9 protein-coding genes and 1 pseudogene are annotated in these 15,567 nt (G+C 53.7%); 7 read left to right on the top strand and 3 right to left on the bottom strand.

The window, feature by feature from the left end; all coding sequences use genetic code 11:
- Positions 1-49: 49 nt before the first annotated feature.
- The 5 genes and pseudogenes from P0X86_RS06945 (at position 50) to P0X86_RS06965 (ending at position 5,262) form a co-directional block, all read left to right on the top strand.
- Complete coding sequence (locus P0X86_RS06945; RefSeq protein WP_090910674.1) at positions 50-970, top strand: ABC transporter permease; 921 nt, start codon at positions 50-52, stop codon at positions 968-970.
- 12 nt (positions 971-982) lie between these two features.
- A complete protein-coding gene (locus tag P0X86_RS06950; protein ID WP_277748193.1) occupies positions 983-1,843 on the top strand; it encodes a carbohydrate ABC transporter permease in 861 nt (286 codons plus the stop codon).
- A 63-nt stretch (positions 1,844-1,906) separates the two neighbouring features.
- Positions 1,907-3,457 carry an ABC transporter substrate-binding protein gene (locus tag P0X86_RS06955; protein ID WP_277748194.1) on the top strand — a complete coding sequence of 517 codons (1,551 nt, stop codon included), beginning with the start codon at positions 1,907-1,909 and terminating at the stop codon, positions 3,455-3,457.
- Between the two features lie 29 nt (positions 3,458-3,486).
- Positions 3,487-4,541: pseudogene (locus P0X86_RS06960) on the top strand (amidohydrolase family protein).
- Positions 4,542-4,902: 361 nt separating this feature from the next.
- Positions 4,903-5,262 carry a Rieske (2Fe-2S) protein gene (locus P0X86_RS06965; RefSeq protein WP_096775212.1) on the top strand — a complete coding sequence of 120 codons (360 nt, stop codon included), beginning with the start codon at positions 4,903-4,905 and terminating at the stop codon, positions 5,260-5,262.
- A 542-nt stretch (positions 5,263-5,804) separates the two neighbouring features.
- Here the strand turns inward: P0X86_RS06965 and chrA are convergent.
- From chrA to chrS, 3 genes are read right to left on the bottom strand one after another with little or no spacing between them, the layout of a single operon-like run.
- Positions 5,805-6,347 carry a chromate efflux transporter ChrA gene (gene chrA, locus P0X86_RS06970; protein WP_277748195.1) on the bottom strand — a complete coding sequence of 181 codons (543 nt, stop codon included), beginning with the start codon at positions 6,345-6,347 and terminating at the stop codon, positions 5,805-5,807.
- On the bottom strand, positions 6,347-6,916 hold the full coding sequence (gene chrB / locus P0X86_RS06975) for a chromate efflux transporter ChrB (protein ID WP_277749007.1): 570 nt from the start codon (positions 6,914-6,916) through the stop codon (positions 6,347-6,349). The genes chrA and chrB overlap by 1 nt, the downstream gene beginning before the upstream one ends.
- Positions 6,917-6,968: 52 nt before the next feature.
- On the bottom strand, positions 6,969-7,451 hold the full coding sequence (gene chrS / locus P0X86_RS06980; protein ID WP_213580451.1) for a chromate efflux transcriptional regulator ChrS: 483 nt from the start codon (positions 7,449-7,451) through the stop codon (positions 6,969-6,971).
- A 501-nt stretch (positions 7,452-7,952) separates the two neighbouring features.
- On the opposite strand from chrS, the gene P0X86_RS06985 reads away from it, so the two are divergent.
- Positions 7,953-8,993, top strand: coding sequence for a CapA family protein (locus P0X86_RS06985; RefSeq protein ID WP_096775215.1), 1,041 nt, complete (start codon positions 7,953-7,955; stop codon positions 8,991-8,993).
- A 481-nt stretch (positions 8,994-9,474) separates the two neighbouring features.
- Complete coding sequence (locus P0X86_RS06990; protein ID WP_481858278.1) at positions 9,475-15,549, top strand: phosphodiester glycosidase family protein; 6,075 nt, start codon at positions 9,475-9,477, stop codon at positions 15,547-15,549.
- The last annotated feature ends 18 nt before the right edge of the window (positions 15,550-15,567 follow it).

The raw sequence follows: 15,567 nt of genomic DNA on the forward strand, positions 1-15,567 counted from the left end.
GGGACAACAACAAACGAATGTAAATGCTTTCAATCGGAGGTGGGGATTATTGGCGCAGCTATCACGGATCGGTTACGTTCTGAAAAAGCATAAAGCGTTGTACTTGCTGATGCTGCCCGGCATCTTGTACTACTTGATATTCAAGTACGCGCCGATGTACGGCATCATCATTGCTTTCCAGGACTATTCGATCGGCCGGGGCATTTTGGGAAGCAAATTTGTGGGACTGAAGCATTTCATTGAATTTTTCTATGTCACCCCCGATGCATGGAAGCTGATTCGCAACACGATCATGCTGAATGTGTACGATCTGCTGTTTCATTTTCCGGCGCCGATCATTCTGGCGATCCTGTTCCATGAGCTGAAGAGCAAATGGTTCAAACGGTTTGTGCAAAACATCAGCTACATGCCGCATTTCCTGTCGACCGTCGTGATCGCGGGCATTCTCGTCACCTTCCTGTCTCCGACCACGGGCGTGGTGAACCATCTGCTCGTCAAGCTGTTCGGCATCGAGCCGATCATGTTTCTCGGCATGCCGGAGTGGTTCCGGACGGTGTACGTGGGCTCCGAAATATGGCAGAAGGTCGGATGGGGGACCATTCTCTACCTGGCTGCGATTGCCGGCATCGATCCGACGCTGTACGAGGCGGCCAAGATGGATGGGGCCAACCGGTGGCAGCAGATCCGGCATATTACGTTCATCGGCATGGTGCCTGTCATGATTATTCTGTTCGTGCTGTCGCTCGGTAATTTCATGGAGGCCAGCTTCGAGAAAATCCTCTTGATTTACAACACGATGAATTACGAAACCGCGGATGTCATTAATACCTTTGTGTACCGGCGGGGCATCCTGGATGCCGATTTCAGCTTCGCGACCGCAGTAGGCCTGTTCCAGTCGGCGATTGGCTTCATTCTGGTCGTTGCGGCCAATCGGGTCGTACGCAAATATTCGGAGACCAGCCTGTGGTAAGGGAGGTGCGCGATGAAAAAGCAGGAAAGCTTCGCTTCGAAGCTGTTTGACGTATTCAATATATTGTTCATGATTGTGCTGATCATGGTAATGGCTTACCCGATGGTGTACGTATTCTCGGCTTCCATCAGCAACAATGCCATGGTCGCGAGCGGCGCGGTGCTGCTATGGCCGAAAAAGATTACGCTGATCGCGTACGAACAGCTCATCTATAATCCCGATCTCTGGGTGAGTTACTGGAATACGATCCGGTACACGTTCCTGCATACGTTGCTGACGCTGATTGCAACCTCGGCGATGGCGTATCCGCTGGCAAAGCGGTGGCTGCCCGGCCGAAGAGTGATTCTGCTCATGGCAGCGTTCACGCTTCTCTTCAGCGGGGGGATGATTCCAACCTTCCTGATCGTTCAGAAGCTGGGGATGCTGGACACGATCTGGGCGATCGTCCTTCCGTCGCTGATCAGCACATGGTACCTGTTCATTATGCGGACATTCTTCGAGGCGCTGCCGGAGGAGCTTGAGGACGCGGCTGCCATCGACGGATGCGGATCCATGCAGATTCTGGTGCGGATCGTGCTGCCGCTATCCGTGCCGGTAATGGTCACGATCGGCCTGTTCACGGCGGTGAATCAATGGAATTCCTTCTTCAGCGCTTTGATCTACCTGAATGACCGGGGAATGTACCCGCTGCAAATCATGATGCGCAACATCCTGATCGCCGGCACGAACGTGCAGGGCGAAGGCGACCTGACGCATCTGGAAACGCTGAAATACGCCATGATCATGATCGGGACGCTGCCGATCCTGTGCGTCTATCCGTTTATCCAAAAATATTTTGTACAGGGCACGATGATTGGCGGCATTAAGGGGTAGTCATGGATTTAACGGGAATCCATTTCTATACGATGTGATGATAAAAAAGAAGGAGGTTATGGAATGCGGCAAAAGGGGTTCAGAACGGCGCTTGCCATGATCCTGCTCTGCGCGATGCTGGTTACGGGCTGCACCAGCGGGGGCAAGGACGATTCGGGGACGTTAAGCCCTGACAAACCGGTTACTTTTTCATGGCTCGTATACGACCGGGTGGAGGGCAAGGTTCGGGATGACTGGGAGATTTTCAAAGAGATCGAGGCCAAGACGGGCGTCAAAGTAAAATTCCAGATCGTCAGTCAGGAAGGGCTTGAGGAGAAAAGGCAGATCATGATTGCCACGAACACCGCCACGGATTTTATCCAGGTGCCGACGCAGGACGGCCGGGAGCATGGGCCGGAGAAGGTGTTCCTGAATCTCAATGATTATTTGGATCGGGCACCGAATCTGAAAGCCTTTTACGAGAAATATCCTGAAGCCAAGGCGCTGGCAACGGGCACGGACGGAGGCTTGTATACCGTACCTGTCCTGGAAGGGGATGCGGAAGGCAAGGGCTTTAACTTTATCTGGTATGCTCGCAAGGACATTATGGATCAGCACGGGATACAGGCGCCGACCACCGTGGATGAATTTTATCAATATCTGAAAACGTTGAAAGAAAAAGTGCCGGACTCCTACCCGCTCATATCAAACGCGATCGTAGGCGACACGGGGCTGTATACGACCTTCGGGCGTATCTTTACCGGCATCAGCGGTTTTTACAACCTGGATCCAACCACGGATCAATACGCATTCGCGCCGTATCATGAGAATTATCAGGATATGCTGGTGTACCTGAATAAGCTGTATGCGGAAAAATTGCTGGATCCGGAATTCTCGCTGCTGACGCAAGCGCAGTGGGAGGAGCGCATACTGACGGGCAAATCCTTGGTGACATTTTTCTGGAAGGCGGATCTTGAATCCTTGGTTGCCAAGGCGAGGGGGGCCGGCACGGCGGAATATGAGCTGGACGCGATTCCATCCTTTGCCGCCGAAGGGATCAAGAACTATCAGTTCTCCCGTCCGGTCGTTGGCACCGTCGGCCGAGCGATATCGGCCAAAGTGAAGGATAAGGAGCGCGCCGTCCAATTCCTCGATTATTTGGTCAGCGAAGAGGGAACGAATTATCTGTCCTTAGGAATCGAAGGCAAAACGTATACGATGGAGGACGGCAAAGCGGTATATAACAAAGAGTTCGGCGAATCTCCGTTTAATGCGCTGCGCAAGGATTGGGGCGTATGGTATGACCTGATCACGCTGAATAACGCCAAGTCGCGGGAAGTGTGGGAGCGTGGTTTAAGCGAGAAGAGCAAGGATATCAATGCAAGGTATGAGCAGTATATCGTCCCTGCACCGAAGCAGATCGTCAAGACGGAAGAGGAGCTGGAGCTCGAGAAATCGAAGCTGAACAATCTGAATAAATTCCTTGAACAGAAGGTAACGGAATTCGTAACCGGCAAAACGCCGATCAACGATTCCACGTATCAGCAATTCATCGATCAAGCGAAAAAACTCGGCTCCGACGAACTCCTTGCCATGTATAACACCGCATATACGCGCACATACGGCGGCAAGTAATTCTTAATGGAGATGGGGGGAATCAGGCAATGGACGATACCAAAATCATCGATGTCGACGTTCATAACGAGCAGGACGACAGGGCGCTGCTGCCATATCTGCAGGAGCCCTGGCGCTCCCGGGTAGCGGCATCCGGCATCGGTTATGCAGGCTCAGGGTACTACTCGCCGATCGGCGTGATGAAAAAAGACTCGATCCCTCCGGGGGAGGCAAAGCCGGCTCCGATCCCGAATATATGATCAAGCAGCTGATCGAAGGCTACAATCTGGACTATGCCGTGTTGACGGGAGTCGTCTACAACATCTCCTCCACGCATGATCCGGATTATGCGGCGGCGATATGCTCGGCTTATAACGATTATCTGATCGCCGAGTGGCTTGGCAAGCATAAAGCTTTTAAGGGAGCCATGGCGGTAGCTACCCAGGACCCGCTGCTGGCGGCACGCGAGATCGATAGGATCGGCGGCCATCCGGATATCGTGGAGGTGATGATCTCCAGTGCGGCGAGGTCGCCGCTGGGACAGCGCCACTATCACCCGATCTACGAAGCGGCGGCGCGTAACGGCCTACCGGTCGCGATCCACCCGGGAGCGGAAGGCGGCGGGAGCTCGACGGCTCCCACCGCGGCCGGCTACCCGACCCGGTACATCGAATGGCATACCTGTCTCTCCCAGATGTTCATGGCGCATCTGGTGAGCATGGTCTGCGAAGGCGTGTTCGTGAAGTATCCGAACCTCAAGGTCGTTTTGGTTGAAGGCGGCGTAGCCTGGCTGCCGGGCCTGATGTGGCGGCTGGACAAAAACTACAAGGCGCTGCGCGCAACCGTGCCCTGGCTGACAAGAATGCCGAGCGAGTACATCCGGGATCACTGCTACTTATCGACGCAGCCGATTGAGGAGCCGGACAATCCGCAGCATCTCATCGATCTCTTCAATATGATCGATGCCGAGAACATGCTGCTCTATTCCAGCGACTACCCGCATTGGGACTTCGATTCGCCTGGCCATATCCTGCGGGGGTTGAAGCCGGAGGCGCGGCGGAAGATCTTTTATGAGAATGCGAAGCAGCTGTATCGGCTGGATTGAGGGAGTGGATGAATGGATGAATGGACGAACGGATGAATGGATGAACGGTATCCGTATGAACCTAGCATGAATAATTGAAGCTGGGGCTAGGGGCAAACCATAGTCAAACCAAAGACGAACCAAAGACGAACGAAAGACAAACGAAAGTTGAAAGAAAGTCGAAATCAAAGGCGAAAGGAGAAGGTCGAAAAGAAGGGCGAAAACAAAGTTAGAAGGTTAAAAAACAAAGGCAAAAACAAAGGCAAAAACAAAGGCAAAAACAAAGGCAAAAACAAAGGCAAAAACAAGGTTGGGCCCAAGTTGAACCAAACTCAAAGCCAAACCCTACAAAGCTGGGCGCATAGGCAAGGAGGTGGCATGTATGGCGGTACATTACGTGCTGGCGGAGGAGGACGTTCCGGAGGGCGGGCACGCGGTCGTGAACATAGAGGGGCGCGAAATCGGCATCTATCGGGTCAACGGCGAGTATCATGCGATTTTGAACTACTGCCCGCATCAGGGGGCGCCAATCTGCGCAGGACTGGTCTCCGGTACGACGCTTCCTTCGGAGGTATACGACTACGAATACGGCCGGGCAGGCGAAATTGTCCGCTGTCCCTGGCATGGGTGGGAGTTCGACCTGCAGACCGGCAAGTCGCTGTTTAGCGACCGCATCCGGGTGAAGAAGTATAAGGTGGAGGTCCAAGAGGGCAAGATCGGGGTGGTGATGGGGAGGAAATAGGCGGGGAATTGAAGGGAGGTAACAATGGGGCTGAAGGTATCATCACTAGCCATGGGCCCTCAAGTTACTTATGTCAGCTTTTAACGGACCCTAGATCCGTTATTTAAGATCTAAACTCGATTTTTTACAATGTACCGGACTCCAGATCCGCTAATGTGCGAACTACGGGTGCCAATACCAATAAAAACAGCAGATAAGGTCCTCTGTGTCCGCTAAAGATACCAAAAGGGCTATTTTGTGCGAAATAAGGTATTCTGAGTCCGTAAGAAAGCCGAAAGCCCTCACGACCATAGAGCAAGAGGACTTAGGGACATATGGAATGATATGGCGATCATATTTTTGGACGTCCGGTTCACAGTAACTTCTGCTCACTGCACTGTTCGTCTAAGCGGGGGCATAGGTACGGTGCGTAGTCCGGTAACGGCTTGGATGGCTCTCGATTGAAAAAAGAGCGAGTATGGTGGGAGTGAGCCCCTCATACTCGCTTTTTTGGTCATGGCGATATTTCCGGCAGGTATACTGTTTTCTACTAGAATCCCCCCTCATACCACCTGCGACAGCACCAAGCCTCCGTAAGCGAACGCAGCCAGGATCACCAAGGCCGGGTGGATTTTGCGGATGTTCATGGCCCAGAAGGCGACGGCGGCGATGCCGAGGGATTGCAGGAGGCCGATGGAGATGACGGAGCTTTTGCCGATCTGCCAGGTCAGGGTCAGCATCATGATGGCGATGACCGGCTGAACCAGCAGGGTCATGCCTTTGACCACGGGCGACGTGCGGTATTTTTGCAGCAGATTCAGCAGCCAGATGAGCGCTACCGCGGAAGGGATGATCGTCGCCGCGAGGGCGAGGGTCATGCCCATCCAGCCGGATACGCCGTACCCGACAAAAGCGGCGATTTTGGTGGCGATCGGCCCGGGAAGCGCGTTGCCAAGCGCAAGCATGTTGGAGAATTCCGGGTCGGTCAGCCAGCCGTGATTCGTGACGATTTCCTTGTACATGAGCGGGATCGAAGCAGGGCCGCCGCCATAACCGAGCACGTTGGAGACAAAAAAGCTGACCAGCAGCTGAAGCCATTCTTCCATCAGGCGGACCCCTCCTTATCCCGTCTTTGTTTTTTGAGTTTGGCTACGGTTCTAAAATGCACGGTGCCATAGGCAAGGAACAGCATAATGACGAGGGCCGGATGGATCTGGATGCTTTCTAGCAGGAGAAACGACACCACAAAAAAACCGATCCCGGCGTAAATGCCAAGTCCCTTCACGGCCTTCTCGCCGAATTCGTAAGCCATCGTGCCCAGCATGACCGCAATGACCGGCGTAACGCCGGCAATCATGCCCGCCACGACTTTGGAGCTGCTGAGGAACGTCACCGCCGACAGCAGCGCGATCATCGCGATGCAGGTCGGGAGGATATGCGCAAGAACCGCGACCACCGCGCCTAGCACCCCTTTTTCCCGGTAACCGAGATAGGCGGCCATCTTCGTGGCGATCGGACCCGGGAGCGCATTGGCCAGAGCCAGCACCTCTCCGAATTCATCGTCGCTGAGCCAGCCGTAACGAACGACGGCCTCATGCCGGATCAGCGGAATGACAGAGGGACCGCCGCCATAACCGAGTATGCCGGTTCGGAACATGCCGAACGTTAATTCCATGTATGGATTGCTGTTTTTATCATCCAAGGGTAGGAGTCCTTTCTGTCGAAAATCAGAGTCTGATGCCCATTCGGCTTTTATAGCGCTTGATTAAGATCTGCGTGTCCACGCTGGTTATGCCCGGAAGCGGGTAAAGCTTCTCGTTTAGAAACATTTCCATTTCCTTATGATCGGCAAACAAGCCGTGCATATGCAGTTTGCTGGGACCGGTCATATGATACAGGCTGGTCACATATGGCTCGTTCTCCAGTGTGTCCGCCACCTGCTGCAAATATTTGGGCTCAACCTCCACATTGAAAAAAGCGGACACCGAAATCCCCACTTTCTCCGGATTAATGACGGCCGCGAAGCGCTCAATAACGCCGTCATCGATCAGGGCATTGACCCTGGCCTGCGCGGCCACGCGGGACAAACCGATCTCCTTGGCCAAATCCGTGTACGAGATTCGTCCGTTTTTTCCGAGAATCGCAATGATTTTACGGTCCGTATCATCAATCAGGGGAGATGAGTTCTCGCCGGCAGCGTGAATATTCATGGAATGCAGCTCCTTTAGTTTTACTTATATGTAAGACTAACCGCGTGTGTATATTACAAAACGTAATTAAGATTAAAGTTACACTTACGATACGTTTAAATATATAAGTTCTTTATATTGTTTTCAATATGATTTGCAAAATTTGAAACTTTTTCTCCGCATTTCAAGTCTAAGACTATGGATAGAAAAAGATAGATTTGAATGATTTGGATGTTGACATGCCTCAATGGAGAAGGCGGAATGATTCCGGAGAAGCGAAGCGGTCCCCTTTGACCCTGGATTTTCACCACTTGTAATCTGTTGGAAAATAATCTGGGGGCAACAGGGATCGGAAGAATAATCCGCATGCGTAGTGCTGAAAGGGCTACTGGTTAGAATCCATTTCACAATTCTATTAAATGGTTCATTTTATATAATTACCCTTTTATATCAATTTATGATAGGATAAACGAGGTGAATAACTAGCTTCTCAGGATTTTCATTTGGAAAGGCGGCATGGATATGAAGAAATTATTTTGCCTCATTCTGGTTATCGTTATGCTGATCCCGGCGAGCATCGTCTCGGCGGCGGGCACAACCACTCAAGCCAAGTCGAAGGACAAACCGATAAATCTTGTTTTTGCAGGTGACATTCTATTAGACGGATACGTGGGAAACCAGATTGATAGATTCGGTAACCTATATCCTTTTAAGAAGGTAGCCCCCATCTTGAAAAAGGCGGATATGGCGTTTGCCAACCTGGAGACGCCGGTTTCCATTCGCGGCAAGGCTGCGGATAAAACCTTTGCTTTCCGTTCGAAGCCGGACACGCTCAAGGGCCTGGTATATGCGGGAATCGACGGCGTCACGCTGGCGAACAACCACATCCTGGACTATGGCCAGCAGGCCATGCTGGACACGATCACGCATCTGAAACGCCAGAAGATCGGGTATACGGGTGCCGGGCGAAATATAGACGAGGCCTTCAAGCCTTACGTGCAGAACATTAACGGGAAGAAAGTCGCGGTGCTGGGCGTCAGCCGGGTGCTGTCGGACAATTCCTGGATTGCGGGCAAGAATCACCCGGGTGCTGCCTCCGCCTACACGATGGAGCCGATGCTGACCCATATCAAAAAATCGGCCAAAACCAACGATTATACGATCGTATACATCCATTGGAACCAGGAATTCGCCGACTATCCGGAAGAGTATGCGCGCACGATGGCCAAGAAGATGATTGACGCCGGGGCCGATATCATTATCGGATCGCACAGCCATACGTTGATGGGCATCGAATATTACAAGAACAAGCCGATTTATTATTCGCTCGGCAACTTCGTGTTCAACCGCTCTACCCGAGGCGGAGACAAAACCCTGCTGTCGATGATGGTGCATGTTGAGATTCAGGGCTCCAAGATCACGAGCCGGATTACGCCGGTGAAGATACTTCAGGGCCAGCCGAATCTGATGGACAAGAAGTACAACAAAGAGATCATCGCGAAACTGAACAAACTCTCCTACAATGCAAAAATTGATGCCAACGGCAACGTCACCAAAAAATAACAGGGAATCTCAAAGACAACTGCGGCTGTAAGCTGCGGTTGTTTTTTTGTGCGCTTTTTTGGAAGCTCGCCGTAAAAACAAGTCGGAAGCTGGCGGCTAGGCGTTTGTTTTCATTCCCCGCATTCCGACAAAAGCTGTGCTTACGCCACCCATCCGGAAATTCCTGCCGAAAAAATAAAATAAAATTTTACAAAATGTATTGTAATTTAAAATAAAATTTCAATATGATGAAGGGAAGAAGACGGGTTATTTTCGTTCGTCGGAAGCGGTAAATACGAATCGGCAGCATACTTTTTTGCAGCCCTTCCAGCTAATGACTGAATGTAAAGCCGGTACCGGCAGAGTTAACCTCGTCTTAACACAGATTGGAGGTGGAATTAACAAGCGAGCGCTATACTCCCGAGTAGGTCTTTCGTTCATGAGCGGACTTACAACCGAGAGGAACCAGAGTCCAAGCATAGAGAAGGAGGAATTCATGTACATGTTAAGGAGCAAAAAGAGAATATCATCGCTGCTCAGCGGTGTGATGTTTCTATCGCTGCTGTTTCCCGCAGGACAAGCTGCTGCCGGCACAGCCGCCGCCGCTGCATCGGTCATTGATATGCGGCAGATGGAGATCGGGCCGGGGGCTACATACACGTGGGCGAATATGCAAAAAGGCAGCGGCGAGCAGAAGGTCCATATGGTGGAATTTGATCCATCGCAAGGAAATCTGGAGCTTCAGCCGGGTCTCACCGATGGCAAGGTATACGGCATGCAGGGAGTCAGCAAAATGGCGTCGGATGCCGATAAGGCAGGCAATCGCGTCATCGCGGCGGTGAACGGAGATTTCTACGATATGTCCACCGGAATTCCGCTCGGATTGTTCATGGGGGACGGAGAGCTGTTGACGGATCCGCCCAGCGGCCGGAACGCCTTTGGCATTAAACAGGACGGAACGAGCCTCTACGGCAGTCCGAAATTAACGAAAAACGTGACGATAGGCGGAACGGTCAGCAGCCTGTCCTCTATCAACCGTCTAAGAGGGACGGACGCACTTGTGCTTTATACCGAAAAATTCAATGCCACCACGATGACCAATAATCTGGGAGACGAAGTGATTCTGGATATCGTGAGCGGCAGGGCCGCCAGTGGAGAGACCTTGACGATGAAGGTGGCCTCTGTTCTTAAGGATCAGGGAAATTCGCCGATTGGCCAAGGTCAAGTGGTTCTGTCCGCTTCGGGCTCGCAGCGGAGCAAGCTTGCCGGGCTGAAGGCAGGGGATGAAGTGACGGCGAGTTTTCAGCTGGATAACGAATGGCAGGACGTCACGATGGCGATTGGCGGCACCGTGATGCTGGTCAAGGATGGCGTCGTGCAGCAGCATACCGATCCGGCTGTACACCCGAGAACGGTGGTGGGAACCAAAGCGGACGGCTCCGTTGTGCTGTTCGAGGTTGATGGCCGCCAGCCGGGGTTCAGTGAAGGGCTTAACTACATTGAGCTTGGCGAAATGCTGCAGGAACTTGGCGTGGTTAACGCACTGAATCTGGACGGAGGCGGTTCAGCTACCTTCGTTGCCCGCCTGCCGGGAGAAACGGAGCGCAAGGTGCTCAACTCGCCTTCTGACGGCGGGGAACGCAAAACGGCCAACGGCATTTTGCTGGTGAACAAAGCGCCTGAAGGAGCGGCGGATAAACTTGTCGTTGCACCGACGCTGGAAAGAGTGCTGACCGGTTCATCCGCTACCTTCAAAACGGCGGCCGTGGACCAGAATCTGCATCCGGCGAAAATGACGGAGGCCGCGGTTTGGGGCGTTGACCCAGCCTATGGGACGATCGACGCCAGCGGCACGTTTACGGCAGGCAACCAACCTGGATTGACCGAGGTATCCGTACAATCCGGTAATCTGACAGGGAAAGCCGCATTGGAAGTCGTTGATGAGCTGACTGAGCTCAAGTTCTCCGACGCCGTGAAGACCTTCTCTTCCGGCTCGACCGAGACGCTCAAGGTCACGGCGCTTCGCAACGGTCAAGTGGTACAGGCCGACAATAGCCGTTTGGAGTGGCGTACCGAAGGCGATATCGGGACGATTGACGGCAACGGAACGTTTACCGCTACGGACAAGCAGGACGTCAGCGGCAAAATCTTCGTGAAGTACGGTCAAATCGAGACCTCAATCGAAGTGAACGTCGGTCTTCCGCCGGTCATGCTCGAAGATTTCGAGAACGGCCTTAGCCGTTATAAACCAAGCGCCGGTGCGCAGTTCAAGTCGACCCAGGTATCCATTGAAACCGACGAGACCTATATTCGTTCCGGGAATGGCGCCTTGAAGCTGGAGTACGATTTTACCGGAATGACCGGTACCTCCGGTGCTTATCTGCAGACGAACGGCACCGCGGACAATATCGAAATTCCGGGCTATCCGGAGAAAATCAGCATGTGGGTCTACGGAGACGGCAACGCGCACTGGCTCCGTGCCCAAATTCGTGACAGCAAGGGTGCGATCCCGCTCGATTTCACCGATCAGACGGTCGGCGTCGATTTCAAGGGATGGAAGTATCTCGAAGCGTCCGTGCCCAAAGGAAGAACCCTTCCGCTGGTGATGGACATGCCGGTTCGATATATGGAAACACAGGCCGCGAAAAAAGACGCCGGTGCCATCTACGTGGACGAAATTCGGGCGTTGTACGGTCCTGCCAACGACGATATCGACCCGCCGGTTCTGAAGAAATTCTCCCCGGCCGACGGTGCGGAGATTACAGAGAACACGCCGACCATTACCGTGTATGCCGAGGATGCCGGCTATGATCCTGTCGCACACCCGGGAACGACGCTGATCGATCCGGACAAAATCCGATTCTATCTGGATGGCAGTCTGGTGCAGCATACCCTGTATCCGCCGGAAGGAAGAATCCATTACACGCCGAGCGTCCCGCTCGCCGATGGCGTTCATCAAGCAAAAGTCACCGTCCGTGATCTGTCGGGCAACCAAACGACCGAGGAATGGAACTTCACCGTAAATACCGGTGCAGCCAAGGTGGTGTACGATACGCCGGATACGATCTATGTTGGCGGCAGTTATACGCTGGATATCGGGGGCGTGAAGACATCCCAAATCCGCAGCGGCCATGTCGATTTCCAATTCGATCCCACCAAAGTGGAGAATTTGGAGCTCATACCGGGGGACAAGCTGACTGCATCCCAGGTTAGCGCAAGCATCGACGGTACAACAGGAAAGGTAAGAGTGACCTGGAAGGACATCCATACCGCATCCCTGCGGGATACGGATTGGATCGGCCAAATCCGGTACGACGTGAAAAAGAACGCAACCGGCAGCAGCATCATAGCGCTCACGTCCGGGGCGGTATCCTTCACCGATACGGGCAATACCGAATTTTCGTTCTATGGTCTTCCGATCGAATCGCAGATCGCAACGCATTATGCGCTGAGCTGGAATGAGGAAGGAATCGTAGAGGGATACGAAACGGTGTTCGAAGTTGCCGATGCCCAAGGGCAGCCTGTGGAAGGCGTACAGATCTTGGCAGACTCGGCAGCGGTGGGAACAACGGATGCGGCGGGTATCCTGAAGACCGGGGCGCTGACGTCCCAGGTCAAGACGTATACCGTGCAGGCCGTCAAAGGCAATCAATACAGTCCGGCATTGGAGTTCAAGGTTTCGCCGCTGGCCGGAAGCCCGACTCCTTTCAACATCAGCGTGGGCATGGGAGAAGATCCGGCCACGTCGCGGATGTTGAACTGGCACACGGACCCGGCGACGGAGGGGACCGTCGTGGAACTAGCGAAGCAATCCGAATTCACGGATTTCGATGCGCCGAACGTCCAGAAGTTCAATGGTGCCAGCGAGCTGTACCATACCTTGGATCTGGGGACGGTCCGCGTCCATAAAGCGACGGCGGCCGGTCTTGACCCAGGGACAGAGTATGTGTACCGTGTCGGTGACGGCCAAGGCCATTACAGTGTACAAGGCTCGTTTAAAACGACAGAGCTTGCGGGAGATACAACGAAATTCTTATACTTTGCGGATTCCCAGGCATCCACCGCCAAAGAGTTCGAGCTGTGGGGGAATACGATCGACAAGGCGGCAGCCGAGCATCCGGACGCCGAATTCATGGTCCATGCCGGGGATATGGTGGACAAGGGTTTCCTGGAGGAGCAGTGGAACTATTGGTTCGACGAAGCCCAGAAGCATTTCCTGAATACGACGTTAGTGTCGGCCATCGGCAACCATGAAGTGATGGGGACGAAGGAAAACGGAGACTTCCTGGCTCACTTTAACCAGCCGGGCAATGGCTTGGACAGCCTGAAGGGAACGAACTTCTCTTTTGATTACAAGGACGTTCATTTCATTATGCTGAACAGCGAGTATCAGCTGGAGGAGCAGAAGAAGTGGCTCCAGCAGGATCTGGCTAGCAATGACAAGGATTGGACCATCGCGATGTTCCACCGCGGTCCATACGGCAGCATCTACGATTCCGCCGAGGTACGCAGCCTGTGGGCGCCGGTGCTGGAGGAATTCGGCGTGGATCTCGTGTTAAACGGACATGATCATATTTATATTCGTTCCTACCCGATGATGAACAACCAGATCGCCGCGGACGGGAAGGGCACGACCTACGTCGTGGCGGGATCGTCAGGTCCTAAATTCTACTCCCACACGGAGCGGGGCTGGCATGAGGTGGTCGACGATGAACCAACACAGATGTATGCTTCTATCGAAGTGGAGGGAGACGAGCTTTATTACGTAACCAAAACGGTTGACGGACGCGTCGTGGATGAGTTTACGTTGTCGAAATCGGATACGAAGCCGGAGCCGCAGCGGATTGAAGTAACTCCAAACCAGCTGACGCTAGCTGTAGGCGAGAGCCAAAAGTTGCTGGCTCAAGTGAAACCACGCAGGGCGGAACAAACCGTTGTATGGTCCGTCTACCATTCCGAACCGTCGAATGACGTCATCAGCGTATCCGCAGACGGCATCGTGACGGCTCAAGGGCTGGGCAATGCCGTCGTCAGAGCGACCAGCACGGCGGCACCGGACGTTTATACAGACGTGAGTATTACGGTAGACCGAATCCCGAACGGCAGCATCGAATCGATCCTCTTAAGCGGCAAATCCGAGCTGAAGGTCGGGGATACGAATAAGACGGTAACCGAGGCGGTATATACCGACGGCAGCCGTATCCGTTTAATCGAAGGCATCACCTATGCGAGCAGTAAGCCGGACGTAGCTTCCATTGATGAACAGGGCTCGGTACGGGCTTTGGCAGAAGGGGCAACCGTTATTTCGGCAACCTATGAAGGGTTTAAGTCGGAATATGATTTGAAGGTGATCACCCGTGGTGGAGGGAATCCCGATCCGGGACCGGAGCCGCCGGTAGACCCGCCCGTGCAGCCGCCGGTAACACCACCGGTTACGCCTCCCGTGACACCGCCGTCATCAGGCAGCATCACCATATCCGCCAACGAGCTTGCAGCTAAACTGTCGAATGGGCAAGTGACCTTGTCGGTAGATGGAAACTTTACGGATATCACGCTGCCAGGGAATGCAGCAGACATCCTCAAGGATGGTTCGATCCATCTTGAAGGGAAGAATTTGTCCCTAACGATCCCGGCCGAAGTGCTTCGCCAGCTGGGCGCCCTTGCAGATGCCGGCCAGCTTGAGAAGGGCACGATAAAACTGAGTGCCGCCACATTAACGGAGGCCGAGATGAAGCAGCGGATCGCGCAAGCTGCCCGCGTCTCCGGCGCTAAGCTGACAGCAGCCGGAGCCATGCTGGAGTTCGAGCTTAAACTGACGACAGCGGACGGCAAAGTCCACGGCTTAACCGAATTCGATCATCCGATCATGCTGGAACTGCCTTTATCTTCAGATGCTAATGGCAAAAGAATCTCCATGTACTATGTATCGGGCAGCGGAGAGCTGGAGTATATCGGCGGTGTGAATAAAGACGGCCGCATGGCCGCAGGAATCCGCCATTTCAGTGCTTACGGTTTGCTGGATTACGCGAAAACCTTTGCGGATGTGCCAGCCTCGTTCTGGGCTGCGGAGGTGATCGGCGATTTGGCCGCGAAGCAGCTCATCGAAGGCGTTAGCGCAGACCGCTTCGCACCGGCTCAGCAAGTGACCCGGGCCGAGTTTGCCGCGATGCTGGTTCGTCTGCTGGATCTTAAGGCAGAAGGACCTGCGCCGTTCGCCGATGTAGCTTCAGGCAAATGGTACGCCGAGGCCGTGTCGGCGGCCGCCCAGTCCGGCATCGTGAACGGAACTGCCAAAGACCGTTTTGCACCGGACGCCCCGATCAAACGCCAGGAAATGGCGGCGATGCTGGTGCGCGCTTATGCCCACGCGATGAAACAACAGCAGGAGAACATCAGCGCGGGAAGCGGATTTGCCGATCTCGCCGAGTCTCCGGACTGGGTTCGCGAAGCGGTAGAAACCGCGCATGCCCTCGGATTTGTTCAGGGCCATGCGCCGAGCCGTTTTGCACCGGAAGGTTTGACCACGCGTGCGGAAAGCGCGCAGGTCATCCATAATCTGTTGAATAAGCTGAAGTAAAGCTTAGGCGAATATCGC

Origin of the sequence: Paenibacillus sp. BR1-192, from assembly GCF_029542445.1 — a bacterium.
GTDB lineage: Bacteria > Bacillota > Bacilli > Paenibacillales > Paenibacillaceae > Paenibacillus_AQ > Paenibacillus_AQ lautus_A.